A 26310-nucleotide genomic window follows, 5' to 3' on the forward strand; every position below is an offset into this window, starting at 1 on the left:
ACCGCAATTATCGAGCCGTTATGAACGCAACCCCCTTGCAGAAACACGCCGTGTGGCAGCTGATCAAACCCTTTTGGGTGTCGGAGGAGCGATGGCGCGCCTGGATGATGCTGATCGCCATCGTCGTCCTGTCGCTCGGTCTGGTCTATATCAGCGTGCAGATCAACCAGTGGAATCAGGTGTTCTACGATGCGCTGCAGAACAAGAACTACCCGGTATTCAAGGCGCAGCTGTGGCGCTTTACCTATCTGGCGCTGATCTTCATCGTGCTGGCGGTCTACAAGATCTACCTGACTCAGGGGCTGCAGATGCGCTGGCGGCGCTGGATGACGGAAAAGTTCATGGAAAAATGGCTGGCGCACCAGGCGTATTACCACGCCGAGCAGCAGCAGATCGTCGATAACCCCGATCAGCGTATTGCCGAAGATCTCAACGTATTGACCCAATATACCCTGTCGCTGTCGCTCGGGCTGCTCTCCAGCCTGGTGACGCTGTTTTCCTTTATCGACATCCTATGGCACGTCAGCGGGCCGATGACCTTCGCGCTCGGCCAGCACGCCATCACGCTGCCCGGTTATATGGTGTGGTTCGCGCTGCTGTATGCGGTGCTGGGATCGCTGCTGATCTGGTGGGTCGGCAAACCGCTGGTCATACTGGGCTTCAACCAGGAACGGTATGAGGCAAACTTCCGTTTCGGCCTGATCCGCATCCGCGAAAACAACGACGCCATCGCGCTGTACCACGGCGAACCGCGCGAGGCGCAGCAGCTGGGCGACCGTTTTGACACCATTCGCAGCAACTGGTGGGCTATTATGCGCATCACCCGGCGGCTGAACATCGCCACCAACTTCTACGGCCAGTTCGCCATCGTATTTCCCCTGCTGGTGGCGGCGCCGCGCTACTTCTCCGGCGCCATTCAGATGGGCGGCCTGATGCAGATCGCCTCGGCCTTCGGCCAGGTACAGGGTGCGCTGTCATGGTTTATCGACGCATTTAACGATTTGGCGACCTGGAAAGCCTGCGTCAACCGTTTGGCCGGCTTCAACGCCGCCGTCGATCAGGTTCATCATCAGCCGCGCGGCATTCAGCTGCGGGAAGAGACCGCCCATCCGTTGACGCTGGATAACCTCAGCCTGAACTTGCCCGACGGCCAGCCGCTGCTGGCCGGCGCCGAGATGACGCTGCAACGCGGCGATCGCCTGCTGATCGTCGGCCCTTCCGGCTGCGGCAAGTCGACGCTGCTGCGGGCCATCGCCGGTATCTGGCCTTACGGCGCGGGCGCCATCGGGGTAGCGGCCAATGCCAACACGTTGTTCCTGCCGCAGCGCAGCTACATTCCGATCGGCACGCTGCGCGAAGCGTTGAGCTACCCGAGCCTGGCGTCGGAATACAGCGATCCGCAGCTGATGCGGGTGCTGGAAAACTGCCGCCTGAAACACCTGCAGCGCTGGCTGAATACCTCCGCCAACTGGAGCCACCGCCTGTCGCCGGGCGAGCAACAGCGGCTGGCGTTCGCCCGCGCCCTGTTGATTCGCCCGAACATCCTGTTCCTCGACGAAGCCACCAGCGCGCTGGACGACGAAACCGAACAGTTGATGTACTGCCTGCTGGTGGATGAACTGCCGGACGTGACGCTGATCAGCGTGGCGCACCGCAACAGCGTGGCGAAGTACCACCAGACCTGCTGGCGCTTCAGCCGCAGCGAAGATCAAGCGGCGCGCCTGGCGCTGAGCCCGCTGCCGGCATAACCCGCAGAGCCGGGCGCGGCGGCGCCCGGCGTTCGTTCAGATGCCGTCGGCCGGCACGTCTTCACATTTCACCCGGCGGCGCTCATGCCACAGGCTGGTCAGGCCGCGTTTGCCGCACGCCAGCGCCACCTCGCGAAACTCATCCAGGCTCAACCCGTCGCGCTCCAGCATCATTTCCGCCGCCAGCTGCATGTTGACGCCGGTCAGCACTTCGCAATCGCCCTGCGCATCCGCCAGTTCGCAGGCGCTGCGAAACGGCGAGCCGCCGAGCATGTCGGTGAGAAACACCACGCCGTCCGGCTGCGCCACCGCCGCCAGCGCCGAGCGCAAGGCGTCGTTGAGCTGCGCGGTGCTCATCTGTTCAGGGAAATCGACCGCCGCGCAGTGCGGCTGCGGCCCCACCACCTGCTCCACCGCCTGCAACAGCCCGGTGGCGAAGCCGCCGTGGCCGGTAATCACAATGCCTGGCATAGCCCACTCCTCACAAAATGCCGATAAATTTGCCCGCCACGCCGATCGCTACGGTGACGCCAATCAGCTTCACCGGCGAGAAACCGCGCTTCATCAGGAAGAAAATGAGCAGCGTGAAGCACAGCGGCAACAAGTTGGGCATCAACTTGTCCAGCACGTCTGTCTGCAGCGCCACCCTGGCTTTGCCGGCATGCATCACCAACGGCGTGGACAGATGCACATACGAGGCCACCAGTGCGCCGATCACCGTCATGCCGACGATCGACGCGGCGTGAGAAATGCGCCGGGTGTGGGTCTTCAACAGCGCCAGCGCGCTGGTGCCGGCCTGATAGCCGTAGTGCGCCAGCCCGAAGCGCAGGCCGAAGTGGAACAGGTTGAACAGCAGCAGGAAGACGATCGGCCCGAACAGGCTGCCCTCCAATGCCAGCGAAGCGCCTATCCCGGCGCAGATCGGCAGCAGCGTCAGCCAAAACAGCGCGTCGCCGATGCCGCCGAGCGGCCCCATCAGCGCCACTTTCACCGCGCGAATGGTGGAGATCTTCTCCTTGTTCTGCTCCATCGCCAGCACCAGGCCGGACAGGAAGGTGACGTCGAACGGGTGCACGTTGATAAATTCCATGTGCATCTTCATCGAGTTGGCCAGATCCTGCGGGTTGCGGTGGATCTTGCGCAGTCCGGGGATCAGCTGGTACAGCCAGCCGCCGGCCTGCATACGTTCATAGTTGAACGACGCCTGCAGCAGCAGCGAACGCCAGGCCATACGGTTGATGTCGCCGCGCGTCAGCGCGTCGGCGGGCTGGCTGTCCAGATAGTCGTCCTGCTCCACCTGGCTGGTGGCCAGCGCCTGCGCCATGCGTTGCTCGGCCTTTTGCGCCAGCAGATCGTCGGAATCGTTAAATGCCATCTTCGGCGTCCTCCTGCGGAGCGGGCCGGGCCGTCGCCTCTGCCGCGCCGCGTTGCGTGTTGAAGAAATCGATCAGGGCGATCGCCAGGGCGCCCAGCGCCACCGCCAGGATCGGCAGCTTGAGGAACGTGACCGAGATAAAGCCGAGGATAAAATAGGCCACGTAGGTTTTTTTCATCATCACCTTCATCAGCAGCGAGAAGCCGATCGCCGGCATCATGCCGCCCGCCACCGCCAGCCCGTCCAGCAGCCAACCCGGCGCCTTCTGCACCATGGCGCTGGCCGCATCGGCGCCGAAGTAAATCGGCAGGAACGCCACCACGAAATAGAAGATGAACAGGATGCCGATGCCGAGATAGTTCACCCGTTCGACGCCGCGCCAGTTCAGCTCTTTCACCATGCGATCGCAGCGGTGCATCATCGGCGAGAACAGCGTAAACAGCAGCGTGATGCAGCCCTGCACCGCAATCGAGAATGGCACCGCCACGCCGATCGCCACTTTAGGGTCGGCCTTGGTCAGAATGGCGAACGCGGTGCCGATCACCCCGCCGATCACCACGTTCGGCGGTTGGGCGCCCGCCAGCGGCACCATCCCCATCCACACCAGCTCCAGCGTGCCGCCCACCAGCAAGCCGGTGTAGACATCGCCCAAAATCAGCCCCACCAGCGGCCCCATCACCACCGGCCGATGGAAGTGGGTCAGGCCGTCGAACAGGTCCACCCCCGCCAGCCCGGCCAACAACGCAATCAATAACGCATCCGTCAACATGCTTTCCCCCTGGCTCAAAAGAGCAATTTGCCGATCGCCTCGCCCGCCTCATCCGGCACCCGGCGCACTTCGCACTCCACGCCCAGCGCCGCTAACGCGCGAAACGCGGCCACGTCGCCGTCGTCCAGCGACACCGTTTTGTGCACCTGCCGCTTCCCCTCGGCGAAGTGCATGTTGCCGACGTTGACGAAACGGATCGGCACCCCACCGCGCACCAGCGTCAACACATCCTGCGGCGTTTTGCACACCAGAAAAATCTTCTGCCGATCCGCCGCCTTGTGGATCACGTCGATGGTTTTCTGCAGCGTGAAGTAGCGGGTCTGCACCCCTTCCGCCACCACCATGTCCATCAGGTTCTGCTGCACCGGATCGGCGGCGGCCTCGTCGTTGGCCACCACCACCAGGTTGGCGCCGAGGGTGTTGGTCCAGGTCACGCCCACCTGGCCGTGCACCAGGCGATTGTCGATGCGGGTCATTAAAATGTTCGGCATGTCAGCGGCCCTCCGGGTAGCAGGCGGCGTGGTAATCGTCGAGCACCTGCGTCACTTTATGCAGCACCCACTCTTGCGGATCGGCGCTCAATTCGCCGGCGTTCAGCGCCCGCGCCTGATCCGGCAGGTACTGGCTGAGCAGCGCCAGCGGCGCCGGGCTGCGGCGCAGGTTGTCCAGCAGCCCGTCGACCGCCTGCTGCACCTGCGGCTGCGGCCAGTAGTAACGCACCCGATCGCTCAGGCTGTAGTGGCGATCGAGGTACTGTTGGTGCGGCGTGCCGTGGTAATAGCGGCTCCACTGCTGCGGCTGCTCGCGCATCACCTGCTCCAGCGTGGCGCACAGCTGCGCCGACTGGCGCTCCCCCAGCCATTCACGCTCGATGCGATCGAGGGCGAACAGCGCTTCGCGCAGCGCGAAGGTCAGCGCCGGCCCCACCTTCAGGATGGCGAAGTGATCGCGCACCAGTTGGCGGTAGGCCTGCGGCGGCTGATAGTCCGTGGAGTGCGCTTCATAGATCATGCCCGGCTGGCGTTCGATGAAATGGCTCAAGGCGTCGGCGCGCTGCGGCTGATAGCGTTCGACGCGGTGGTGATCGAACTCGACGCCCGGCTGCACCACCAGCGCGATGGCTCTCTGCCAGGCATCGTTCAGCTCGGCCTGTTGCCAGGCGATACGGTGCGTTTCCAGCGTTTGCGCCACCGCCTGCGGCGTGGTGACCTGCAGGCTCGCCAGCGCCTCCTGCGCGCCGCCCGGCACCGGCACTTCGGTGCCAATCACATAGACCGGCGCTTCGCCGCCGCTCTGCATCCAGGCCCGCTCCGCCACCGCGCACAAGCGCGCCGCACGCTCGGCGACCATGGCATCCCCCAGGGGCGAGGGATCGCCGGCGCACGACATGGAACAATCGAGGTGAATCTTGCGAAATCCGGCGCGAACGTAATCGTCGATCAAGGTTTCCGCCAGCGCCATCGCCTCCTGAGCCGGGCGATCTTGCCAGGCGTTGGGCCCCAGGTGATCGCCGCCCAGCCACACGCGATCGCGCGCCAGGCCAACCTCATCCGCCAGATGCCACAGCGCATCGCGGAACTGGGCCGCCGTTTGGCCAGTATAGCCGCCGAACTGATTGACCTGGTTGGACGTCGCCTCCACCAATACCGGCGTGCCGCGCGCTTTGGCCTGCCGCAGCGCGGCCTTCAGAACCCAGGGATGGGCGGAACAGACGGAAAAGATCCCGACCGGCATACCGGCCTTGTGCTGCTCGACAAGCTGTAACAACTGCTGCATGAAGCCCCCATGCAGGCGCCCTGCTACCGATCGGCGATGATGACCTCCACGCCCAGCTCGGTTAACGCCCGCTCGTAATCGTCCGGAAGACGGCTGTCGGTGATCAGCCGATGGATTTGTCCGGCTTCGCGAATCATGCAAAAGCTCTTGCGACCGAATTTGCTGGCATCCGCCACCGCGATAATCTCGCGCGCCACCTCGCACATCACGCGATTGAGGTGCGCCTCACCGGGGTGAGGCGTGGTAATGCCGGCGCTCAGATCGAACCCGTCGACGCCCAAAAACAGCTTGTCGAAGCGGTACTGACGCAATTGCTGCTCGGCGGCCGGACCGTAGAGCGAGTAAGAGTTGCGGCGCACGCTGCCCCCCAGCACCATGACCTCCACCCCGTCGTTTCCCGAAAGCTCGTAGGCAATGTTCAGCGCATTGGTCATCACCACCAGATCGCGCCGCCCCTTCAGGAACGGCACGATCTGCGTGGTGGTGGAGCCGGAATCGAGGATCAGCGCATCGCCGTCGCGCACATAGCCGGCCGCCGCGTTGGCGATCAGCGTTTTGACGTCGCGATTCAACCGCCCCTTGTCCCGCAGCGGCCGATCGAAAGCGAATTGCTGATTGAGCATCGCGCCGCCGTAAGCGCGCAGCGCACACCCTTTTCGTTCCAGAAAGCGCAGATCGTTGCGGATCGTCACCGTGGATACCGCAAACTGTTTGCTGAGCTGCTCCACGCGCACGCTGCCGTGCTCGCATAACAGATCGATAATGTGTTCACGTCGCTTTGCGGTATTCACTGGCATGAGCTGCGGTCCTCAGGTTTCCGGCATCGCCGGGGAGAAGATGGCTTTCGCTCTACTGCGCAGGCATTACAGCAAAGCGAAAGCAATGAAATTGTGATCGGGCTTACAGCCCGGTTTTAGCAAAAAAACCGTCAAAAAACCTTTCGAATCGAAACGGATCGAAAAGCCAAAAAGCGGAAGGGAGAAAAAGTGAAATGCCAGGATGGGCGAGAAGCCCGGAGCGCCGAGGTGCGGGCTGCGAGGAAAGCGAAAGCGGCGCCTGGCGCGCCCCGCGCCCTGACTTTTAGTTCACTCAGTGACCAGGATCACATAATGGCAATTATCCTGCGGCCGGTGGGGGTTAACCGCCGCCATCCCGCCGGGCCATCCCCTTGTCAGCGCGCGCCATCTTCCCTACACTTGCGATCGGATACCGTCGATTTGTCGGTACGTAAGCGTTAACGTCAATCAACGCATCATGCCATGCAGCACTGATTGACTGCATGCCCTGGTGCGAGGAACCCATGCCGCAACCCGCTTCACCCCCAGCGTCCACCGCGACCCCGCGTCGCCGATTACACCGCCCCGTTCTGCTGATCGTCGGCATTATGCTGATCGCGGCCAACCTGCGCGCCGCCCTGACCAGCGTCGGCCCGCTGCTGGAACAGATCCAGCAGCAGCTGGCGTTGTCCGCCACCGCCGCCGGCCTGATCAACTCGCTGCCGCTGATCCTGTTCGCCATCCTCTCGCCATTGACTCCGGCGCTGGCGAAACGCATCGGCATCGAGCGCACCCTGGGTCTCGCCCTCGCGCTGCTGGTCTGCGGCATCGCGCTGCGTTCCCTGCCGCAAGACGCCATGCTATGGCCGGGCAGCATCCTGATCGGCGCCGCCATCGCCTTCGCCAACGTAGTGCTGCCGACGCTGGTGAAAAGAGATTTCCCGCATCGCGCCGCCGCGATGATCGCCGCCTATGCGGCGGTGATGTCGCTGGTTGCCGCCATCGCCTCCGGCCTGGCGGTGCCGCTGGCTGCCCTGGCCGACCTCGGCTGGCGCTTCTCCTTACTGTGCTGGGGGTTGCCCGCGTTGCTGGCGCTGCTGGTGTGGCTGCCGCAGCTGCGACGCTCAGCCACTCCCGCCGCCAAAGCGCCGCAGCCGACGGAGCCACAGCGCTATCGCTCTCCCTGGGGCAGCGCGCTGGGTTGGCAAGTGGCGATGTTCATGGGGCTGCAATCGATCGCCTTCTACACCATCATCGGCTGGTTCAGCGCCTTTGCCGCCAGCTACGGCACCTCAGCTCAGCAGGCAGGTTTCGAGCTGTTCGTTTACCAGGTGGTGGCCATCGTCGCCAACTTTGTCATGGTGGTGATTTTGCCGCGCGCACACGATCAACGGGCGATAGCGTTGGGCAGCTCACTGCTGATCTTTATCGGCGTCGGGGGATTGTTGGTGCAACCCGCCAGTTCACTGGTGTGGCTGACGTTTGCCGGATTGGGGGCGGGGAGTTCGCTGGTGCTGGCGCTGTCGTTCTTTGGATTGCGCAGCCAGCATCATCATCAGGCGACGCTGCTGTCGGGTATGGCGCAATCCGTCGGTTATCTGTTGGCGGCGCTGGGGCCCACCCTATTCGGCCTGCTGCACGATCTGACGGCAGGTTGGCGTTTGCCGTTGATCGCCCTGCTGTGCCTGACCGTCTTGCAAATGCTGTTCGGCGCGCTGGCCGGCCGCCGCCGCGTGATCAGCTAACGCGGCTGCGCGATGGGGGCCGCGGCGGCTCAGAGTCGGTATCCTGCCATAAGTCTTCAATAAAGGCGCGCTGCTCATCGCTCAGCACCCATGACGGCGGAATTTTGGACTGTGCGCGACGCTCAGCGCCCTCACGGTTTTTAGCCTGCTTCTTGTTCACGAATCGCCTTCCTGCTTAACCTGCTAACTCAGTAACCAGTAAATCACGGCGGCGGTTAACAGCCAGAACAGCCCGCTACCGATAAATACACACAGCCATGCTCTACGTTTGATATCTGATCCATCCTTGCTCACCACAGCGCCCTCAACCAATAGATTAAACCATTCAAACCGTGATTATTGATCTATTTTAACGATCAATAAAGTGGCTTTTTCCTATGGAAATTTAAAAAACAGCTGCCAACCATAGGCCTGCATCACCGCCTCAGTAAGAACGACACCGTGGATATCACTGTTATCGGCAGGCGATAACTTGTATTGATAGGCGAACGAAGGTGCAGTGTGCCATACCTTGGAAGGTCGAAATTAAACCACTGGTAAATAATTCAACTATCAATTATTTGACTGCCCGTAAGCCAAATCGGCAACAGGCAGCGCTGGAGACGGGGGAGAAAATGAAGCGATGTACTGGGATCATGCGGAGAGAACACCGGCCCGTTTTGGTCTCGCTCGGGCCGGCGTGAGTTAACCGATTCTGCTGACGGAATCCCGGCTGGCGTGTTCACGCTCGCTGCCGGTCAGCTCACGTAAATGGCCTGAGCGCATCTCAAGCAACCGATCGGCGTGTTCGAAATAGTGATCGTCATGGCTGATGGCAAACACCGTTTTGCCCATCGCGCGCAGCTCCGGCAATAGTTCACGATAGAAAGTGCGCCGAAATTGCGGATCCTGATCCGCGGCCCATTCATCCAACAGCAAGATATCGCGCTGTTCCGCCACCGCCAGCAGCAAAGCCAGACGTTTGCGTTGCCCCTGCGACAGTTGCGGATTGGTCACCCTGGTGCCGTCAAACTGCAGTTTGCTTTTCATATTCAACCGCTCGAGCCAGATGGCGACCAGATCCGCATCGGGTTCGCCGCCTTCCGGCCCTTGCAAGCGATCGAACTGATGAAAATCGGTGAAAATCGCCGAAAACAGCCGCCGGTAGTCCGGCATATCCGCTGCGCTCTGTGCGACGCCATCCAGAACGATATGGCCGCTCACCGGCCGGTACAACCCGGTCAACAACATCGCCAGCGTTGACTTGCCGCTGCCGTTGCCGCCGATCAGAAAGACCAGCTCACCACGCCGCAGCGTCAGATTGAGCGGCCCGACGGCAAAACCGGGCTGCTGTTCCGTATCTGCATAGTGAAAAACCACGTCGCGCAGCTCCAGCGTCTGCCAGGAGCGACCAACGGCGGCAGGAAACGCCGGTTGATACTCGGCCAGGCGCAGCGTCTTCAGCTTGTTAAAGGCCACTTCGGCGCTGACCAGCGTCGGAAACGCTCCGACCGCTTGCAGTAATGGCGTGCGCAAAAACAGCAGCGTCAGTGAATAGGTGGCGGCCACCGCCGAGTCCGCCCATCCCAGACTGTTGGCCATAAAGAACACCAGCCCAATCGCGCCCAACATCATGATGTTTGACCAGTTGAGCGCGCTCAAATGGAAGGTATCGGCGCGAATGATGTGGTGGCGATAAGCTTGCGCATCGGGCTGATAGGCCTGTTCGTACAGCGCCTGCGCCCGCTTGCGGTTCAACGTCAGTTCCTTGCGGCCGTCAATCACCGACTCATAACGATGATAGAGACGTTCTTCCGACTCACGCAAACTGGCCATATGACGATAAACCCGTGATACCAGGCAGCCGCTGCCCACGACGGTCACCGCCACCCAGACTGCCGTGACCGCCAGCATTTTCGGCGATAGCCACCCCAGATAGGCCGCTGCCCCCAGGGTTAAAATCACCCCTTGTACCAGTTCAGGCAGGCGCACGAAGGCAACGGTGATATTGCGGATATCGCTGGACAGGCTGGCCAACAATGAGGCGCTGCCCAATTGTTCGAGGCGTTCAATATCGGTATCCAAAATGCGCTTCACTAACTGCCCACGCAGGCGATAGACGAAGTAATGGCCCAATGTCGTCAGCGCCAATTGCGAACCCAAGGTGACCGCTATCAACAATGCCAACAGGGCGAGAAACACCGGCAGCACGGCCAAGGCATCGCCGCCGGCGTCCATCAGGTATTGATTGATAAAAGCAATGATACCGATACCTAAGCCGGCGCTGGCCATGGTCAACGCCATGACAGCCAGAAATGGCCAACGATACTGGTGATAAACCACCCGTAGCAGTTCCATGAAAAAACCTCTGAAGTCGCGATCTGGCAGGCATTGTAAGCGGCGTGAGAATGAGATCAAGACGAATTCTCAACACAGTTTATCAAGCACCGTTCTGAGAGAGGCGGTATCCCCGTGGTCATCTGACGGGGGCAAAATTCCCATACGGCTCTTACAGGACGCTCAATATTCGCTGATTAAATAGCTTCCCGAAATAAATTAAATAAACATATATGAATCAAAAAGCCATTCACTTGAAAAATAAAACAATAAAAACCCATGCATTCACAAATGAAATTATTTATTTTCTTTGCCGCCTATTATGTTCCAATGCTTTAATAAAACATCATAATAGAAATCGCCAACATCTAAGACGCAGGAAGGGAAAATGAAAAAAAGGAAATTTCTTAGTCAGGTTGAAATTGAGCAATTGATTGCCGCTGTGAATGAAGGAAAAAATAGCATTCGAGATCGTTGTTTACTATTAATGTGCTTTATTCACGGCTTGCGGGTTAGCGAACTGCGTGCATTGCGCCTTCAGGATATTGACCTTACCTCCAATAGGATCCATATATCCCGGTTAAAAAACGGGTTTTCCGTTCAGCACCCCATTCAACCGCGAGAACGGCAGGCGCTGTTAAACTGGCTGGCCCAACGGGCGAACTATCCTGACGCTGAAGCGCCATGGCTATTCCTGTCGCGCCACGGCGGGCAGATATCACGTCAGCAGCTCTATCGGTTGATGAGAATGTATGGCGAGATGGCCGGCATTAGCGTTCAGGTCCATCCTCACATGTTGCGACATTCCTGCGGTTACGCCCTTGCGGATAAAGGGATCGATACGCGTTTGATTCAGGATTATTTAGGGCACAAAAACATCCAGAATACGGTGATTTACACCGCGACCAACGTAGAGCGATTCCGCACGATCAACATTTAACCTCACGACGAGAATAATTACGCAGCCCCGTCCTCCGTTAAACAACACATCGAGTGCTATGCAATATTCAGATGGGAGAGGCAGCCCGGCACGTCATCAACGGCCTACTCAGCAATATTTTAACGCCGAGCTGCTTTTCATGCATCGGCGCCAGGGATAGGCCACACTGGGTAAGCTTTTAACGGCAAGCCTGCCGATAAATCATAGCCCATACCGTTTCATTAAAGGTTAGGTGCCCTTTGACCATTTCCCCCCCAATTGCCGCGTAATATTGCCGTGCAGAGAAAACAGTTCGCTGTCATTCTTCACCTGCAGCTTACGCATGGCGCTGCATTTATGCGCGCTGATCGTCTTGATGCTGCGCCGTTGCAACTCGGCGATTTGCCGCAGGCTCATTCCGTTGAACAAAAAGGCCAAGACGTCGCTCTCACAGCGGGTCAACTTTCGCGTTGCCGCCTCCTCTCCGCTAACGGAAGGCGCCAGAAAAGCGCCTATCTGCGGGCTCAACACGCGTTCCCCAAGCAGCACGCGATTAAAAAACTCCGCCACCAGCGGCAAAGCGTCATCTCTGGCTACGATGCTAATATTGGGCTGGTTCAACAGACGCCCCACCTCTTCTGCATTCTGGCAGCGGGTATAGACGATCACCCGCAATTCGGGCAACTGCGTGCACAAGGCAAGCAACGTTTCCCTGCCCTGAGCGACCGTTTCATCTTCACCATCCATCTCGCTAATCAGCACGTCAGCCTGCTGATAGACCACGCTATCCGCCACCGCGCGGACGCTGGTTTCCTTTACGACGACTTTTGCCTGGGTTGGCAGCGTTTTTAAAAAACTCGCCAACCCCTCCAGCGTTAATGGGCATCTGTCCATTAATGCTATGTTCAGCGGCTGCTGACGCCATGAATGCATAATCTGCTCCTATGCTTGCTTACCCCAGAGGCATCGCACGCTTGCCTAGCGAACAAAAGACGAACCTTGCGCAGCCATCCATTTCCCCTGAAGATACAATTCCCCATCGCTGTGAAATCCCAACTTCAACATCGCATTGCGTTTATGCGTGCTGACGGTGCGAATATCACGGCACATCGTTAACGCCACGCTGGTCACGCTTTTACCGGAAAACAACTGGGTCAGCACATCCAGTTCCTTCGCCGTCAAAGGCTTGTCGGCTGTCGCCTCATGCAATTGACGCTGACGCACCCGATGGCTGAAACTGCTGCAGCCCGCCAAGACCTGTTGGACGCAATGAGTCAACGCAATGGCCGGCTCTTGCTTCAACATCAGGCCGCGGATGCCGGATGCGATCAGTTGCCGCAGCAGCCTGGGTTCATCCAATGCCGTACAAATAATTATCGCGGTGTCCGGCGAGCTTTCACGCACATCGGCAATCAGCCTGAAGCCGTCCAATACCAATTCTGATTTGCCGCACAAATCCATCACCAGTAAACGATGCGTGTGCTGAGTGAATAAGGCTCTCAGCGCCACCAGGTTCGTCACCTGTCGAACGTTGTCGGGCTGTAGACCGCAGGACTCAATCAATCGGTTTCTCATCCCCAACGCCGTGAGGGGGCAAGGTTCCATGATAGCCACGGCCCCCGTCGCCGCATTGCCGGCCGCCAAGGTTGTTCCATAGGGATAATTAATATTCATATCATCACCTTAAATCTGTCGTTAACCTTCCATCTAGGGCAGCCCTTTGTCTACTGATAGACGAAAGTGACCTGCAGAGCCCCTTCTATCGAACCGGGCGTTGAACCGCCATTGACGCTGAATGCCCGCGCCCGCAAATTGAATTTGGCTTCATTCGTCGCCCGATTAACTAACTGGGCCATACTCTTGCCATTGCCCAGGTTTGCCCCCTGGCTATTTTGCAATTCAATTTGCACTCGGCGAGAACTGCCGGTGCTTTTGTACAAGCTGGCACCTTCATCCGCAGCCGTTCCGCTGAAGGTCGCGACGACCGACGTGGTGGTGCTTGGGCAGTTTTTTAGCGTCAAAGGAAACTCCACCCACGGGCTAAAGGCACCGGAGGTCGCCAGTACGGCGGCAGAAATATCGTCCCCCAGATTGACCGAAACCGTGCCGTTCGCGCCGTCGATTTCACAGGGTGCCGCTTTGATGTTGCCGGTAATCACTATTTTTGATACGGCATGCGCCGACGGCATCGCCAGGAGAAACAGGCCCGCCAGCGCCAATTTGCAGCCAATACCGCTAAAAACCTTCCCCATAATCTGCTCCTTCTCGTTAAACGCCGGGCCCCCGGCGTGCTACCGTTGAAATATCCGTTATTGAATTTCTGCCTGAATGGTCGCCGTTGCATTGAATTGCCCCACGGCAGGAGGTTGGCCGGTGGTGTTGATCGGATATACGCTGATCCGTGAGCTGCCACTCTGGTTGGGATATTGGAAGTTATCGATCGGCAAGCGCCCGCTCTGAGGCCGAATAACATTGCCCTGCATATCCTTAATCATCACGCCAATGTCGCGATTGCTGGTCTTCAGAGCCTCGGGCATGCTGCCGTCCGCCTCACCGCGAAATGACAGGCTGACCTTGACGCCGGCGGAAATATTGCGGCAAGCCAGCGTCAGCGTTCTCTCTTCTGGCGTGACGCCGGACGCCATTGCCCCCTTGGTTTGAATATTCGACGTCAAGATATCGCCAAAATCGATCGTGACCGTTTGCGGACTGATTTCACAGCTCTGCGGCACGGTGACGGTGCCGCTCATGGAGATAGTGGAGACCGGCACATCGCTTTTCACCCCGCTCACCACGGAGACGTAGGTGTCTACCAGGCGGGTGCTGGGGATTGTGGTCACGCCAACGAAAGGGCGGCGGAAATACAGGTGAATTCGCCCGCGAGCACCGCTGTTGTAGGGCGTGCTGGCACAGGATTCGTCATCACCATCCATATCGGTCTTAAAGTTAGACTCATTGGTGAACGGTGCGGCAATAAACGCGTTGCGATACCCCGCAACGAAAACTTCGCTGGCCACGCCCAGGTATTCATTCAACGCGTAATACGTTAATCCCCCGCTGCTGAATACCGGCTCGCTCAGCAGCATTTTGGCGGTGACATAAGACGCCGTACGCGTCTGACATTCGCACTTCACCCGATAAGAACCGGGCAAATTCCAGTTGCCGCCGTCAGCATTCTTAATAATCCGCCCCACCACGTTTTGCGACGGGTCGGTTAAAACCGGGGAAAAAAGGAATGAAAACCCATGGGTCCCCGAAATAGGAACACACTGCCCGAAAGCCGCCTGCACCTGTGGTGCGCCCAACGTTGCGCACGCCAATAGCCCACCGACGATGATCCCTCGTTGAATCGATATTCCTGTCGCCATCATATGCACCTTATAAACACTGCCCGTTAACGAGGCGAATCCCACCGCTCTCGGGCTGATTAGCCAATTGATAGTTGGCCTGACATTGCTGAGCCGCGTCATTGCCCCACTTAACCCGCAACCGCCCGCTATCCGCCAGGCCAGCCAGATAAACCTGGCCGCCATCACCGACGATGGCTGCATTGTCAGAGGGGCTGTTGAGAGTGCTGACGGTGGCGCCGAACGGCACCGGAGCGCCGCTGCGCGTCAGCAAGGTCAGCAACACGCGGGCACCGACGTCCGGATTAAAGCGGGCGCGCACCACGGCGCCGCGAGTTGGGATCACCGTTTGGCTACTCAGCGTCATGTCGACGTCCTCTGCGAAAGATTCACCGTCCAATCCGACGATGTTGCGCCGGTAAGGCGTCAGGTAAGGCACAACCGCATAGCCGCGCCAGTCGGTGCTGACTCCGGTCTGGTTCAGTACATTCACCCCTGAAGCACCAGGCGCTTGCACCAACGCCACCGTATCGCCCAGCGGTTGGGAAAGCGTGATGCCGTTTTGGTGCACCAGAACGCCGCCCTGCACGCCGTAGTTCACCTGCCGGCGATGGCGATCGTAGCCGTACCCCAGGTTCAACTCGGCGAGAGAGCCTTTATAATCCGCCTGAATATTGCCGTTCGCCCCCACATCCCTGCCGGTATAGCCCTGGCTGATGCTGTAGTTCAGGTTGTTTCCCGGCAACGCCGTACCGCTCAACCCAAGGTTGTTGCTGGTGGCACCATTGCGACTGGCGTTCATACTGTAGGTGGCATAGCTGCCCGGCAGCCATTTGCTGAGCGGTACGCTGACGTTGAAAGCCACGATATGGTCACGAATACTGCTGCGATTGCCGTTACTGTCGTAACCGTTCTGGTTGAACGTGTAATTCAGCCCGTAACTGACCGCTTCCCAGCTGTTGTTGTAGCTGAGGCTGACAGACTGCGAACGGCGATTGTTATCCCAGTAGTCTTCGTTAAACAGGCTGAGCGACAGCGTTCCTCCCCGCTCCCACAGGCTTTGGCTCATCGTCAGCTCGGCGCGGCTCTTCTTGTGATCGCTATAGACGGCGCTGTTGCCGCCATAGCTCTCCAGCGCCTCCTGCAGGCTATAAAAGCCGCGCGTGGAGTAGCGGTAACTGGCCAAACTAAAGTTGGTGCCGGTTTCAATGAAGTTTTTACCGTAACGCAGACGCCATGATTGCCCCTGTTCCTTCGGCCGGGTTTCCTGCTTGGTCCAGGCTTGGGTGACATCGGCAGACAGCGCGCCTACCGCCCCCATGTTCTGCCCCCATCCCAGCGCCAAAGACTGATATTTACTGGCCGCCTGCACGCCGCCATACAACGTGGCCCCCCAAGGCAAACCGTAGATCCCGGTTGCCTGGCTGAACGGGCGTTCATCAACGCCGCCGCTGTATGACCGGTATTTCCCGCTGGTCAGGCTGTATTTAAACCGCCCTTCGCGCTGCAATACCGGCACCACGGCGTACGGCACAACAAAATGCTGCTCCTGGCCGTCTGCCTCACGCACGTTTACATTCAGGTCGCCGCTGCCACCCGTGGGATACAGATCGGAAATTTCAAACGCCCCCGGCGGCACATAGCTTTGATAAATCACGTAGCCGTTTTGCCGGATTATGATTTGCGCATTCGTGCGTGCGATCCCGCGCACTACCGGCGAGTACCCTTTCATGCTGTCCGGCAGGATATCGTCCTCAGAGGCCAACTGCCCGCCGCGGAACTGCACGCTATCGAACACATCGCTGGATGTTGTGCTGTCACCCAGGGTCAGGCGGCTTTGCAACGCAACGATATCGCGCTGCAGGTAGGTATTGATTGAGCGCCAGGAAGAAGAGCCACCGGAGTAATGATTCCAGATCGAATAGTTACGCAGGCGCCAGGCGCCCCAGTTGATGCCCGAGCGCAGATTGAGGTAATAGTTATTGTTGTTTTGCCGTTCGCTGGCGCGCATCTGGCTATTGGCGCCGCTGAAATTGTAATTGACCAACAGCGCCGGTATGCCGGAATCCCATTTATCCGGGGAAACGTAGTCGCGCGCATTCAAGCGCAGTGCCGCCTGCGGGATGCTCAAATTCAGCCTCAACTGATTGAACAGGAATGTCGAAGAGGCTTGTGGAATGGCCTGCGCCAAATTGACGCAACTCTCCCCAGGCACCATCGCCGGAAACATGGCAACCCTCACGCCCAATTCAGCTAATTTTTCAGTGCTGAAACAAGGTTGCAGCGTTTGTTTACCGCCGGCCCCTGGCATAAGCCGGAACTCGACGTCGAGGCTGTCTATCTGTTCGCCGTTCAGGTAAAGATCGACCCGATAGTTCCCGGGCGCCTGGCTACTGTTCTCCTCAAATACGGAGAGATCGGCGCCGCGCAGCGCCGGATTATCGATTTCCAGCAACGCCGGGTTGAAATAATCGCGCGCATAAGCCGTGCCGATCGGGCTCAGCAGCGCCACCTGGCAAGATATCAGGCCGGCAAGAACCGATCGCGCCCCTGGTAAACCAATGCAATTCGGGTTATTCATCCTTTTAACTCCCTGTCCCGATTGGCTCGGCCCGACGAAAAGCCAGGTAAGCCGAACACCTGCTCCAGCGTTATTCCGGAGCAAAAAACACGTACCGCAGCCCGGTTATAATGTGCTGGTGAAGGTCTGGCCGGTGCCGCCATAGTCATTGATGATTTGCCAGCTCAGACCGCCTCCTGCGCCATTCGCCGTCGGCAACGGGAAACTGGCGCTTGCCTGCGGTGCTACCATGGTGTTGCCGGTAATGGCGCGGCCATTCAGCTTCAAATTGAAAAAGGTGAGGTAGTAGGGTGAAGGGTTGGTCACCTGCAGACGATCGCCACTGCGCCGCCACGTCACTTTACCGGCCGCCTCCTCCAGATTGCCGGTGAGCCCCTGCGGGCGGTAAATCAACTTGATACGGGTCTTGATGGCGATTTGCAGGGTATTTTCTTTCTTTTCCACCGAGGGGATCGCCTTCACATTCAGCCAATACAGCGACTCTCTGTCCGTCGGTAAATTGCCGCCCGCACGTACCACGCGCAGCAGGTTATTTTGGCCGCCATCCAAGCGAAATAGCGGCGGTGTAATGATAAAAGGCGCTTTCGCGCTATCGCCTTCTTGCGCATCAACCCAGGATTGGATCAGATAAGGCATCGCATCCGGATTACTGATATTCAGAGCAGACTCTTTTTTGCCGCCGTCGTAGATCAGGCGCGTTCCCCCCACTACTACACCGGCCCGTACCGGAGTCCAAAGCGTCATCAGCAACGCCGCCGTCAGCACAAAGTATCCCGCTTTCATTCTCTTTCTTCCCGTTTCCATCACCGATGAATAAGAGCCAGAGAACACGCTCTCTGGCTCATTTTTCTAACTGTTCCGCCGCCGTAACGGCATGGCCTTACTGATAAACGATGGTGAAGTTGGCCGTAGCGTTGGCGCTACCGACGGAAACGTTGTCATAAGCGAAATAGCGCGCAACAAAGCCCAGAACGTTGTCTTTGTTCTCGGCCAGGGTATAGACGCGGGAATCGTTGCCGATATTTAACACGTTGCTGCCGTCGTCCAGCAGTTGCACGCCAATGCCGCCCGCGACCCCGGCGGTGCCAGCGCCGGTCAGTTGCAGCAGCCCGGACTGCCCCTGCACCTGAGTGCCGTCAAAACGCACGGTGGCGCCGGTGACGGTGGCCGGGCAATTTTTCAGCACCAGATTGAACGCCTTGGCGCCGGCGGTTTTAGACAGGGTGAACGCATCTTTGGCGATCTTGCCCAGAGCGACCTGCTTGTTTTTGGAATCCGCATCGACGGTGCAAGACTGATCGGTGATGGTGCCAGTAATATTCAGCGCGCCGTCGGCGGCAAATGCAGAAGTGGTAAATGCGGACGCGGTCAATATAGCTACAGCCAACAGATTCTTTTTCATTCTACTTTCCTTAAAATTATGCAAAATGTGCATGGGTTTATTTCCGACATATCCTTAATGTCATTCCTTTTATTTAGTTCCATGAATGGGAAACGTCTTAAGCCAAGTTGATTGATGGATTCTGGCTTATTCACCCAAACGATTCATTTTGAACTAAAGTGACTCCTTTGGACTTTTAAACCAATAAACGGACATTTGTCGGAATTTAAAACCAACCAATTGATGAATAACTGATAAATCAGACTAAAAAACCGAGGTGATAACGCAGTGATTTAAACTCGTGGGGTTTTGAGTAGGATTTTACTTAGATTGCCAGGGATGACACGGCATGCACAAAAAAACACAACGCATTGTTTTTAAATGATATTTATCTTTATCCTGGAAAGAAGGCATGGGAATATTGACATTGTTTTTACGCGTCCTTACAGTATGTTTCAGTTTAGTTCAAAGTGACTCCTTAACGTTATTAACTTAAATCACACTTACCAAATTTCCTTGAAGCGCTGCGCATTGCTGGCGGTATAAATCACCGTATTCTGGATATTTCGGTGCCCGAGGTAATCCTGAATTAAACGGGTGTCGACACCGCGATCCGCCAATGCAAATCCGCAGCCATGCCGCAGCATGTGCGGGTGCGCATTGACCTCCAACTTAGCCACCTTGCTGTAATGCCGAATCAACCCGTAAATACGTTGACGCGACAGGCGGCCGCCGCGATTGGAAAGAAACAGCCACTCCTGATCGGCCCAGCGGTGCCGCTGACGTTTATCCAACCAGCGCCGCAAACATTGTCTTTCGCGCAGATAAAGCGGATGCACGGTGGAAAAACCATTTTTCAACCGATGCACATAGATATTACCGCCTTCCAGATCGATATCCGACAAACGCCATCCCCCTATTTCACTGGCGCGGCACCCATGAATAAAACACATATAAATCAAACAATAATCGCGTTCTGGATTCTTTCCATGCAGCGTGACCTCAAGCAGTCTCTCCACTTCAGAAGGCGTCAGATGTTTACGATTAGACATACAACCTCATTACTTTGATAGGAAAAATGTGGCTGTCATTTTCCTTTTACATCACCACAATGGACACTCAGGGCAGCCCCTGACATATGGATAGGTTCCTGCATCCAGCGCGGAGTATAGCGGATTTGCCGAATGCGAACAGCGCGACAACCGTTATTCTCGCGGCCATCAATCGCCCCTGAGAATCGCTATCGTGAATAATCTGCGCAGCTTTCCGGCCGTATCATAAATAATGAGGCCGCACTGCCCCTATTTTCTTTAGCTTGCATTATCACTTACAAGCGCGATGTAGAGTGAGATTGATAAATTAACCGGCAAAACAAAGAATATTCCTAAAAAATATCGCCACATAATTAACACTCATCATTCATAACGCCACCAAGGGTTGAATAAAAAAACGCCATCACTGGCTCATATTAACCTGACAGATAAGCATTAATATTTATGGATATCGATAACTGAGTGAAGCAGGATGCGAAAAGAATGAAATGGACGTTACAACAGACGAAAAACCCAGGCCAGACCCTAGCGAGCGATCGCCTGGGGGGATGAAATTATTGACGGGTTATCAGGTGGCACAATTCGCCGAGGGTCAATTCAGGATGCTCGATAAGCATTTCCGCAGTGAGCGTAATGCCGAATTCTCGCCGAACCAACAACATCAGCTCCATATAATCCAGGCTGTCCAGCCCAAGCTGCTGTAGCGGCATATCCGCCGACAGCAGCGTTCTCTCCAGCCCTCGGGCTTCATGCAACATGCCGCAAATCGTCTCATATAACCGATGATATTTTTCCATGCGTTCTACCGTTATTCATAGTGATTGCCAAATACCAGCGCCGCATTGGCGCCGCCGAAACCGAAACTGAGGCTCATGACATTACGCAGACGACCATGCCGATGTCCTTCGCGAATATAATCGAGATCGCATGCGGGATCGGCTTCGTGCAAATGGCAGGTCGCCGGCATCATTTGCTGCTGTAACGCTTGCAGGCAGACGATCGCCTCAAAGCTGCCGGATGCGCCAAGCAGGTGCCCGGTATAAGATTTCGTGCTGGAAATCGGTGTGCGATAGGCATCGCGCCCCAGCGCCGCCTTGATCGCCTCGGTTTCGTTCACGTCGTTTTGCAACGTAGACGTGCCATGCGCATTGATATAGTCGATTTCATGGCTGCCGAGCCCCGCCTGCTCCAAGGCCCGTCGTAGGGTTTTCACCTTGGCCTGAGGATCCTTCGACGGCGCGGTAAGATCAAAAGCGTCTGAAAAGTTGCCGTATCCTTTGATTTCGCCCAAAATCGTCGCACCGCGCGCTAAAGCCGCTTCCCGTTCCTCAAGGCATAATACGGCGGCCCCTTCCGCCAGGACGAAACCGTTGCGTTCCCGGCTAAACGGGCAACTGGCTTTGGTGATATCCTTTTGCTCCCGGCTCAACAAACGCAACGCATCCATATTCCAGATCGCGCCGTTGCCGCGCAGCGACTCCGAGGCGCCGGCCAGCATCATTGAAGCGCGGCCGCAGCGTATCACCTCAAACGCATCGCCAATCGCGATGCCGCCGGTCGCGCAGGCCGCCGCCGGCGAGCCTTGATAGCCCCGTAGCAACCAATGCTGGCCGCATATGGCGGTCGCGATATTGGGCATCGCGTGAAAACAGCCAAACAGCTGCCCCAGCCCGGATTGCAGATAGTCCGCATTGTTTTGCATGATCTCATCCTGGCCGCCCCAGCCGCTGCCGATAATCGCTCCGCACTCCAACGACGAATAAAAGTGCGCGGGCCCAACAAAACTGGATGAAAACGCCATTTCGATCGCCTCCGCGGCGGCGGCAAGCGCCAGTCTGGCGAATCTGGGCAAGCGGCGGCTTACCCGCGCGGCAACGCCCTCCAGCGGCGGTTCGGCCTCCAGCAAAGCAAAAAAGCGCGCGTGGATCCCCGCCGCCGATTTATCGTGATAACGATAGGCCAGACGGCTGGCCATGATAGCCTGCCAGCTTTGCTGCGCATTGCCCCCCAGCGCAGTGACGGCACCGTAACCGGTAACCACTACGCGTCTTGTTTTCTCCATGCTTATTCTCCTTGCCCGGATGCGAAAGCCTCGTTGCCGCCCAACGCCAGCCAGAGTTGCATCGTGGCGTTCAGATAGCGGAATTGCAGTGCCGACAGCGAATTCTCGCTGGCCAACACCGCCTCTTGCGCATCCAGCAGCGTTTGCAGCGCAACGGAACCAGCCTGATATTGATGTCGCGCCAACGCCACGGCTTGTCGGCTCATCGCCAGATGCCACCGCTGATTGCCGATTTGCCGCTGTGCTTCCAGGCGTTGTCGCATGGCGTTGTCCACATCGGCCAGCGCACGGTAGACCGCATCGCGAAATTGAATCTCCGCCCGCTGCGCCTGCAACGCCGCTTTGTCGCTGGACAAGCGCATCTTGCGCCATTCGATAAACGGCAGCGTCAACGTGGCGCCCAGCGAGCGCGAAGGTTCACTGAACCACTGGCGGAAAAGTCCGTTGCCGGCATCCAACCCGGCCTCCAGGCTCAGCGCCGGATAAAAACTCAATCTTGCCGCCTCGGCACCGGCCAGCGCCGCTCTCAGACGGCGTTCTGCTGCCTGAACATCCGGCCGGCGCGCAATCACCCACGCCGGCTGACGCTGCGCGACAGCCACCTCGTCAAGCGGCAACGAACGCCGTTCGCTATAGCGCAGCAGCGGCGATCGCCCGAACAACAGTGCCAACGAGTTACGCGCATCTTCCCGCTGCCGCTCCAGCTCATGCAGCTGATTCTCTCGCGCCAACAAGCTTTGCTCCGCCTGCAACAGCTCGAATCGGCCAACGTCGCCGGCGGTGTGACGTGCCGCCACCAGCCGCAAAGTTTCACGCGCGATCGCCAGCGCCTGTTGCTGATGGAGGACTTGCTGATTCAAGTCGGCAATCTGCCAGTACCCGCGCGCGGTAGCACCGATCAAGGTCAACGCGGTATTGCGCCGGTCCAACTCCGAGGCGACGGCCAGCCATTCGGCCTGTTCGCGAATGCGCGCCAGCTTGCCCCATAAATCCAGTTCATAGCTCAGAGAAAGCCCTGCACGGTAGCTTTCCTGCGGCGTAGACGCGCCCCGCAACGCTCGGGTATTGCGGCCGCTCAGGCTGGCGGTGAAATCCGGCGTCAAGTTGCCCTCCGTTAATCCGGCCTCCAACATGGCCTCGCGCCACTGCAATCCGGCCAGCGCCAAATCCTGATTCGCGATCAGCACGCCATCGATCAGCGAGGAGAGTTGCGGATCATTGAAGTTTTCCCACCAGTCGACGCCCGCCCGCAGCGAACCGGAACGCTCATCGACCACGCGCCACTGCGGCGGCAACGACGGTGGCGCCGTGGCGTCGATCGGCCGCCCTCCGCAGGCGCTCAGCGACAGCATCACCAGCCCGTAAACCCAAAGTCGGCTCATTCTCGCGCCAGCGCCTCCACCGGCTGCAGGCGCGCGGCGGTGCGAGCCGGAAAGAACCCGAACCCGACACCGATCAACGCCGAAAATCCGCAGGCCAGGAGCAACGGCGGCCAGGTAAAGATCATCGTCACCTGCGGCGCCAATCCGCTCAGAACCCCTTTGACCAGCGCGGCGCAGGCGATCCCCAACACGCCTCCCAAGCTGCAGATCACCACCGCCTCAATCAAAAACTGCCGCATAATGTCCTTCTCGGCGGCGCCCACCGCCATTCGAATACCGATCTCATGGGTCCGTTCCGTCACCGAGACCAGCATGATGTTCATCACCCCCACACCGCCCACCAGCAGCGAGATGGCGGCAATCGCGGTAATCAACAGTTGCATGGAGCCTGAGGCGCGCTGAATGGATTGCGTCAGCTGATCGTCGGTCAACGTGAAGAAATCACGCCGCCCGTGTTCTACGATCAAACGCCGGGTCGCATCCCGTCCTGCCTCTTCCAGCGTCAGTTTTTCATTCACTCGCATCACAATGGATTCCAGCGGCATATCGCCGGCGATGCGGCCGGTCAGGGAGGTATAGGGCAGCCAGGCAAGCGGTTGAGAGCCGGCGTATTGAGCGCCGCGGCGCTGCGCGACGCCGATCACCCGATAAGGCACGCCCGCGATCAGCACTACCGCGCCTATAGGGTCTTGCCGGGAAGCAAACAGCGCCTGTTTCAGCAAGGGATCAATCACCGCTACCGGTGCGCGCTCACTCAGATCCTGCGCGGTAAACAAGCCGCCGGAAAGCAGGCGAATGCCCTGCGTGCGGAAATACCCTTCGCCGACGCCCATCACGGCAAGCGGCACCTGTTTGCCTTCGCGAACGGCCAGCAGTTGGGTGCCGATCACCGGCGAAACGCTGTCGACGTAAGGCAGCGCAGCCAATAATGCGGCATCCCGCTCGCTCAGCGAGCGCGCAAGGTCGGGCCGCGGTTTCTCCCACCCGAGGCCTGGGCGAATCTCCAGCGTGCTGGTGCCAAGCTGGCTGATTTCCTTGAGAATATTACGCCGCGTGCCTTCTCCGATGGCGATGGCGGAGACCACCGCCGCAATGCCGATAATGATGCCGAGCATCGATAGCAATGCCCGGACCCGGTGCCCCAGCAATGCCCGCCAGGCCATGCCGACGGCCTCTTTCAACGCCGCGCCCGGCGCCATGCGTTTCAGCGGCGCCGCCAGCGGTCGTTCGAACGTAGAAAGATGTCGGGAGGCTTCATGGCGACGATCCGCCACGATCTCGCCGTCGCCGATCTCAATGATCCGCCGCGCCTGTTCGGCGATCCGCCGATCGTGTGTCACGATGACGACGGTATGCCCGATAGCGTTCAGCTCGTGCAAAATGGTCATTAACGCCTGACCGCTGGCGCTATCCAGCGCACCTGTCGGTTCGTCGGCCAAAATAATTTCCGCGCCGTTCATCAGGGCGCGAGCAATACTGACCCGCTGCTGTTGCCCACCGGAGAGCTGCGCCGGACGATGACCGCCGCGCTGCGCCAACCCGAGCCGGGCCAGCAAATGCGCTGCCCGCAGGCGGCGTTCGGCGGCCGGCATGGCGGTATACAACGCCGGGATCGCCACATTCTCACCGGCGGTCAGATAGGGCATCAGGTGATAGCGCTGGAAGATAAAGCCGATATGCCGGCTGCGAAGCTGCGCCAGGCGATCGGCGTCGGCTTGCCCAATAGCCACCCCGTTGATGTGCACGTCGCCCTGAGAAGGTTTGTCCAGACAGCCGATGATGTTCATCAACGTCGATTTTCCGGAACCGGAGGCGCCGACGATAGCAACCATTTCCCCCCGTTGAATGCTCAGGGAAACGCGCTTGAGGACCGCAATTTTCTGCTCCCCCGCCTGAAACTCGCGCGAGACGTTATCCAACGCAATGATGGGAGCGGTGTTAACTGACATCAGCGCCCTCCTCCACATCAGGCTGTTGCTCCAGCAGCACCTGCTCTCCTGCGTTCAGCCCTTCCAACACTTCGGCATAGCGGCGATCGCGGGTACCGATACGCACGCGGCGCACCACCGTTTGCCCGCCTTCCAGCACCTTGACCTGATAGCTTCCTTCATCCAATGCCGCGCCCAGCGCAGCCATCGGTACCCGCACCACCCCCTGTGCGCGTTCGGTCATGATGAATACCTGCGCCGTCATCGAGGTGCGCAATCGACGCTCGCCGTTGGCGACGGCAAACACGCCGTTGTAATACACCGCCGCCGTTTGCTGGCTTGAATTCCTGCCCAGCGGGTCGGTTTCCAGCGCCTCCGCCGGCGCCTGCTGTATCGCGCCCATCGCTCCCTCATAGCGGCGGCGGGGATCGGCGGCGACGTAAAACCACAGCGGCTGCCCCGTCTTCACCTGCAAGATGTCATTTTCCGATATGCGGGTATGCACCATCATCGTATCCACGTCTGCCATCACCAAAATGGTCGGCGCGCTTTGCGACGAGACGATGGTTTGCCCTTCCTGGGTGACGATGCCCAGCACCTCGCCGTCGATAGGGGCGGTAATACGGGTAAAAGCCAGATTGGCCCTGGCGGTTTCCTGCGCCACTTCGGCCTGGACGATCTGCGACTCGTTCACTTTCAACTGCGCCAGTTGCGCGTCGTGCTGCGCCTGCGCTTTTTCCAAATCGCTGGCCACGCCGGCGCGGTCTCGCGCCAGCGCTCTTTGCCGCTTCAGCTCCAGCTGGTACTGCTTCAGCTGTGCCTGGCTCGCCAGTTTCTGCGCCTGTGCGCTGCGTAATTCAGCCTGTGACTTGCGCAGTTCGTTAAGCTGCAGCGTCGGATCGATCTCGGCCAACAGCTGCCCCTGGATCACCCTGTCACCCTGTTTGACATACAGTTTTTTCAACTGCCCGTTGACCTGCGCGCCCACGTTCACCTGCCGAAGCGGTTTCAGAATCCCGGTCGCCAACACGCTTTTTTCGATGTCACCGCGCTCAACGCGCGCCGTTTGCGGTGGTTGCGTGTCAGGGGGCCGATTCAGCAACGACAGCCCGCCAAGCAACGCCGCCAAAACGACCATCGCCAACACCACTCG

General features: G+C 58.6%; 24 protein-coding genes. 3 read left to right on the plus strand and 21 right to left on the minus strand.

Annotated elements, in window-relative coordinates; genetic code table 11:
• Window positions 1-20: 20 nt before the first annotated feature.
• Window positions 21-1748 (plus strand): ABC transporter ATP-binding protein/permease, encoded by a 1728-nt coding sequence (locus SSARUM2_RS19630; RefSeq protein WP_049212612.1) that lies wholly within the window; start codon window positions 21-23, stop codon window positions 1746-1748.
• Window positions 1749-1784: 36 nt separating this feature from the next.
• Here the strand turns inward: SSARUM2_RS19630 and agaF are convergent, their stop codons facing one another.
• From agaF to agaR, 6 genes are read right to left on the minus strand one after another with little or no spacing between them, the layout of a single operon-like run.
• On the minus strand, window positions 1785-2219 hold the full coding sequence (gene agaF, locus SSARUM2_RS19635) for a PTS galactosamine/N-acetylgalactosamine transporter subunit IIA (RefSeq protein ID WP_033649491.1): 435 nt from the start codon (window positions 2217-2219) through the stop codon (window positions 1785-1787).
• Window positions 2220-2229: 10 nt separating this feature from the next.
• The gene (locus tag SSARUM2_RS19640; protein ID WP_033635783.1) at window positions 2230-3123 is read right to left on the minus strand and encodes a PTS system mannose/fructose/sorbose family transporter subunit IID; all 894 of its coding nucleotides are present in this window, start codon (window positions 3121-3123) and stop codon (window positions 2230-2232) included.
• Window positions 3113-3892: a PTS N-acetylgalactosamine transporter subunit IIC gene (gene agaW, locus SSARUM2_RS19645; protein ID WP_033635784.1), complete on the minus strand. Its 780-nt coding sequence runs from the start codon at window positions 3890-3892 to the stop codon at window positions 3113-3115. The genes SSARUM2_RS19640 and agaW overlap by 11 nt, the downstream gene beginning before the upstream one ends.
• A gap of 14 nt (window positions 3893-3906) precedes the next feature.
• Window positions 3907-4383: a PTS N-acetylgalactosamine transporter subunit IIB gene (gene agaV, locus SSARUM2_RS19650; RefSeq protein ID WP_019455696.1), complete on the minus strand. Its 477-nt coding sequence runs from the start codon at window positions 4381-4383 to the stop codon at window positions 3907-3909.
• 1 nt (window position 4384) lies between these two features.
• Window positions 4385-5668 carry a D-tagatose-bisphosphate aldolase, class II, non-catalytic subunit gene (locus SSARUM2_RS19655; RefSeq protein WP_049212611.1) on the minus strand — a complete coding sequence of 428 codons (1284 nt, stop codon included), beginning with the start codon at window positions 5666-5668 and terminating at the stop codon, window positions 4385-4387.
• Window positions 5669-5691: 23 nt separating this feature from the next.
• The gene (gene agaR, locus SSARUM2_RS19660) at window positions 5692-6465 is read right to left on the minus strand and encodes a transcriptional repressor AgaR (protein WP_033649488.1); all 774 of its coding nucleotides are present in this window, start codon (window positions 6463-6465) and stop codon (window positions 5692-5694) included.
• A 503-nt stretch (window positions 6466-6968) separates the two neighbouring features.
• Between agaR and SSARUM2_RS19665 the strand changes: the two genes are divergently transcribed.
• Window positions 6969-8189, plus strand: coding sequence for an MFS transporter (locus SSARUM2_RS19665; RefSeq protein ID WP_049194773.1), 1221 nt, complete (start codon window positions 6969-6971; stop codon window positions 8187-8189).
• Window positions 8190-8372: 183 nt separating this feature from the next.
• Here the strand turns inward: SSARUM2_RS19665 and SSARUM2_RS19670 are convergent, their stop codons facing one another.
• Window positions 8373-8486 (minus strand): YmiA family putative membrane protein, encoded by a 114-nt coding sequence (locus SSARUM2_RS19670; RefSeq protein WP_049232362.1) that lies wholly within the window; start codon window positions 8484-8486, stop codon window positions 8373-8375.
• Window positions 8487-8873: 387 nt separating this feature from the next.
• Window positions 8874-10526: a multidrug ABC transporter permease/ATP-binding protein gene (locus tag SSARUM2_RS19675; RefSeq protein WP_033654093.1), complete on the minus strand. Its 1653-nt coding sequence runs from the start codon at window positions 10524-10526 to the stop codon at window positions 8874-8876.
• Between the two features lie 367 nt (window positions 10527-10893).
• On the opposite strand from SSARUM2_RS19675, the gene SSARUM2_RS19680 reads away from it, so the two are divergent.
• Complete coding sequence (locus SSARUM2_RS19680) at window positions 10894-11445, plus strand: tyrosine-type DNA invertase (protein WP_033649485.1); 552 nt, start codon at window positions 10894-10896, stop codon at window positions 11443-11445.
• 228 nt (window positions 11446-11673) lie between these two features.
• Here SSARUM2_RS19680 and SSARUM2_RS19685 read toward each other — a convergent pair whose 3' ends face one another.
• The 13 genes from SSARUM2_RS19685 to SSARUM2_RS19745 form a co-directional block, all read right to left on the minus strand.
• Window positions 11674-12357: a response regulator transcription factor gene (locus tag SSARUM2_RS19685; protein WP_004931798.1), complete on the minus strand. Its 684-nt coding sequence runs from the start codon at window positions 12355-12357 to the stop codon at window positions 11674-11676.
• Window positions 12358-12402: 45 nt separating this feature from the next.
• Window positions 12403-13098, minus strand: coding sequence for a response regulator transcription factor (locus SSARUM2_RS19690; protein ID WP_033649483.1), 696 nt, complete (start codon window positions 13096-13098; stop codon window positions 12403-12405).
• A gap of 50 nt (window positions 13099-13148) precedes the next feature.
• A complete protein-coding gene (locus SSARUM2_RS19695) occupies window positions 13149-13676 on the minus strand; it encodes a fimbrial protein (protein ID WP_033649482.1) in 528 nt (175 codons plus the stop codon).
• A 57-nt stretch (window positions 13677-13733) separates the two neighbouring features.
• Window positions 13734-14795, minus strand: a complete 1062-nt coding sequence (locus SSARUM2_RS19700) for a fimbrial protein (RefSeq protein ID WP_079656753.1) — start codon at window positions 14793-14795, stop codon at window positions 13734-13736.
• A gap of 7 nt (window positions 14796-14802) precedes the next feature.
• Window positions 14803-17352: a fimbria/pilus outer membrane usher protein gene (locus tag SSARUM2_RS19705; protein ID WP_033649481.1), complete on the minus strand. Its 2550-nt coding sequence runs from the start codon at window positions 17350-17352 to the stop codon at window positions 14803-14805.
• Window positions 17353-17457: 105 nt separating this feature from the next.
• Window positions 17458-18135, minus strand: coding sequence for a molecular chaperone (locus SSARUM2_RS19710; protein WP_033635793.1), 678 nt, complete (start codon window positions 18133-18135; stop codon window positions 17458-17460).
• Window positions 18136-18232: 97 nt separating this feature from the next.
• Entirely contained in the window at window positions 18233-18754 is a 522-nt protein-coding gene (locus SSARUM2_RS19715) for a fimbrial protein (protein WP_033635794.1), read from the minus strand.
• Between the two features lie 482 nt (window positions 18755-19236).
• A complete protein-coding gene (locus SSARUM2_RS19720) occupies window positions 19237-19785 on the minus strand; it encodes a tyrosine-type DNA invertase (protein WP_033635795.1) in 549 nt (182 codons plus the stop codon).
• Window positions 19786-20339: 554 nt separating this feature from the next.
• Window positions 20340-20582, minus strand: a complete 243-nt coding sequence (locus SSARUM2_RS19725; protein WP_033649480.1) for an acyl carrier protein — start codon at window positions 20580-20582, stop codon at window positions 20340-20342.
• 11 nt (window positions 20583-20593) lie between these two features.
• Window positions 20594-21847, minus strand: a complete 1254-nt coding sequence (locus SSARUM2_RS19730) for a beta-ketoacyl-[acyl-carrier-protein] synthase family protein (protein WP_060452460.1) — start codon at window positions 21845-21847, stop codon at window positions 20594-20596.
• A gap of 2 nt (window positions 21848-21849) precedes the next feature.
• Window positions 21850-23229, minus strand: coding sequence for an efflux transporter outer membrane subunit (locus SSARUM2_RS19735; protein WP_060452462.1), 1380 nt, complete (start codon window positions 23227-23229; stop codon window positions 21850-21852).
• A complete protein-coding gene (locus tag SSARUM2_RS19740; protein WP_060452052.1) occupies window positions 23226-25178 on the minus strand; it encodes an ABC transporter permease in 1953 nt (650 codons plus the stop codon). The genes SSARUM2_RS19735 and SSARUM2_RS19740 overlap by 4 nt, the downstream gene beginning before the upstream one ends.
• Window positions 25168-26307, minus strand: a complete 1140-nt coding sequence (locus tag SSARUM2_RS19745) for an efflux RND transporter periplasmic adaptor subunit (protein WP_079656757.1) — start codon at window positions 26305-26307, stop codon at window positions 25168-25170. Before SSARUM2_RS19745 ends, SSARUM2_RS19740 begins: the two co-directional genes overlap by 11 nt.
• Window positions 26308-26310: the final 3 nt, after the last annotated feature.

The organism is Serratia sp. K-E0102, from assembly GCF_029962625.1.
Classification (GTDB): Bacteria; Pseudomonadota; Gammaproteobacteria; order Enterobacterales; family Enterobacteriaceae; genus Serratia; species Serratia sarumanii.

Bases quoted from the DNA above. Each gene is read 5' to 3' on its own strand.
- SSARUM2_RS19720 (WP_033635795.1), bottom strand. From the start codon at position 19,785: ATGTCTAATCGTAAACATCTGACGCCTTCTGAAGTGGAGAGACTGCTT.
- SSARUM2_RS19675 (WP_033654093.1), bottom strand. From the start codon at position 10,526: ATGGAACTGCTACGGGTGGTTTATCACCAGTATCGTTGGCCATTTCTG.
- SSARUM2_RS19730 (WP_060452460.1), bottom strand. From the start codon at position 21,847: ATGGAGAAAACAAGACGCGTAGTGGTTACCGGTTACGGTGCCGTCACT.
- SSARUM2_RS19735 (WP_060452462.1), bottom strand. From the start codon at position 23,229: ATGAGCCGACTTTGGGTTTACGGGCTGGTGATGCTGTCGCTGAGCGCC.
- SSARUM2_RS19640 (WP_033635783.1), bottom strand. From the start codon at position 3,123: ATGGCATTTAACGATTCCGACGATCTGCTGGCGCAAAAGGCCGAGCAA.
- SSARUM2_RS19700 (WP_079656753.1), bottom strand. From the start codon at position 14,795: ATGATGGCGACAGGAATATCGATTCAACGAGGGATCATCGTCGGTGGG.
- agaW (WP_033635784.1), bottom strand. From the start codon at position 3,892: ATGTTGACGGATGCGTTATTGATTGCGTTGTTGGCCGGGCTGGCGGGG.
- SSARUM2_RS19695 (WP_033649482.1), bottom strand. From the start codon at position 13,676: ATGGGGAAGGTTTTTAGCGGTATTGGCTGCAAATTGGCGCTGGCGGGC.
- SSARUM2_RS19740 (WP_060452052.1), bottom strand. From the start codon at position 25,178: ATGTCAGTTAACACCGCTCCCATCATTGCGTTGGATAACGTCTCGCGC.
- SSARUM2_RS19705 (WP_033649481.1), bottom strand. From the start codon at position 17,352: ATGAATAACCCGAATTGCATTGGTTTACCAGGGGCGCGATCGGTTCTT.
- SSARUM2_RS19655 (WP_049212611.1), bottom strand. From the start codon at position 5,668: ATGCAGCAGTTGTTACAGCTTGTCGAGCAGCACAAGGCCGGTATGCCG.
- SSARUM2_RS19665 (WP_049194773.1), top strand. From the start codon at position 6,969: ATGCCGCAACCCGCTTCACCCCCAGCGTCCACCGCGACCCCGCGTCGC.
- agaF (WP_033649491.1), bottom strand. From the start codon at position 2,219: ATGCCAGGCATTGTGATTACCGGCCACGGCGGCTTCGCCACCGGGCTG.
- SSARUM2_RS19630 (WP_049212612.1), top strand. From the start codon at position 21: ATGAACGCAACCCCCTTGCAGAAACACGCCGTGTGGCAGCTGATCAAA.
- SSARUM2_RS19725 (WP_033649480.1), bottom strand. From the start codon at position 20,582: ATGGAAAAATATCATCGGTTATATGAGACGATTTGCGGCATGTTGCAT.
- SSARUM2_RS19685 (WP_004931798.1), bottom strand. From the start codon at position 12,357: ATGCATTCATGGCGTCAGCAGCCGCTGAACATAGCATTAATGGACAGA.
- agaV (WP_019455696.1), bottom strand. From the start codon at position 4,383: ATGCCGAACATTTTAATGACCCGCATCGACAATCGCCTGGTGCACGGC.
- agaR (WP_033649488.1), bottom strand. From the start codon at position 6,465: ATGCCAGTGAATACCGCAAAGCGACGTGAACACATTATCGATCTGTTA.
- SSARUM2_RS19710 (WP_033635793.1), bottom strand. From the start codon at position 18,135: ATGAAAGCGGGATACTTTGTGCTGACGGCGGCGTTGCTGATGACGCTT.
- SSARUM2_RS19690 (WP_033649483.1), bottom strand. From the start codon at position 13,098: ATGAATATTAATTATCCCTATGGAACAACCTTGGCGGCCGGCAATGCG.
- SSARUM2_RS19715 (WP_033635794.1), bottom strand. From the start codon at position 18,754: ATGAAAAAGAATCTGTTGGCTGTAGCTATATTGACCGCGTCCGCATTT.
- SSARUM2_RS19680 (WP_033649485.1), top strand. From the start codon at position 10,894: ATGAAAAAAAGGAAATTTCTTAGTCAGGTTGAAATTGAGCAATTGATT.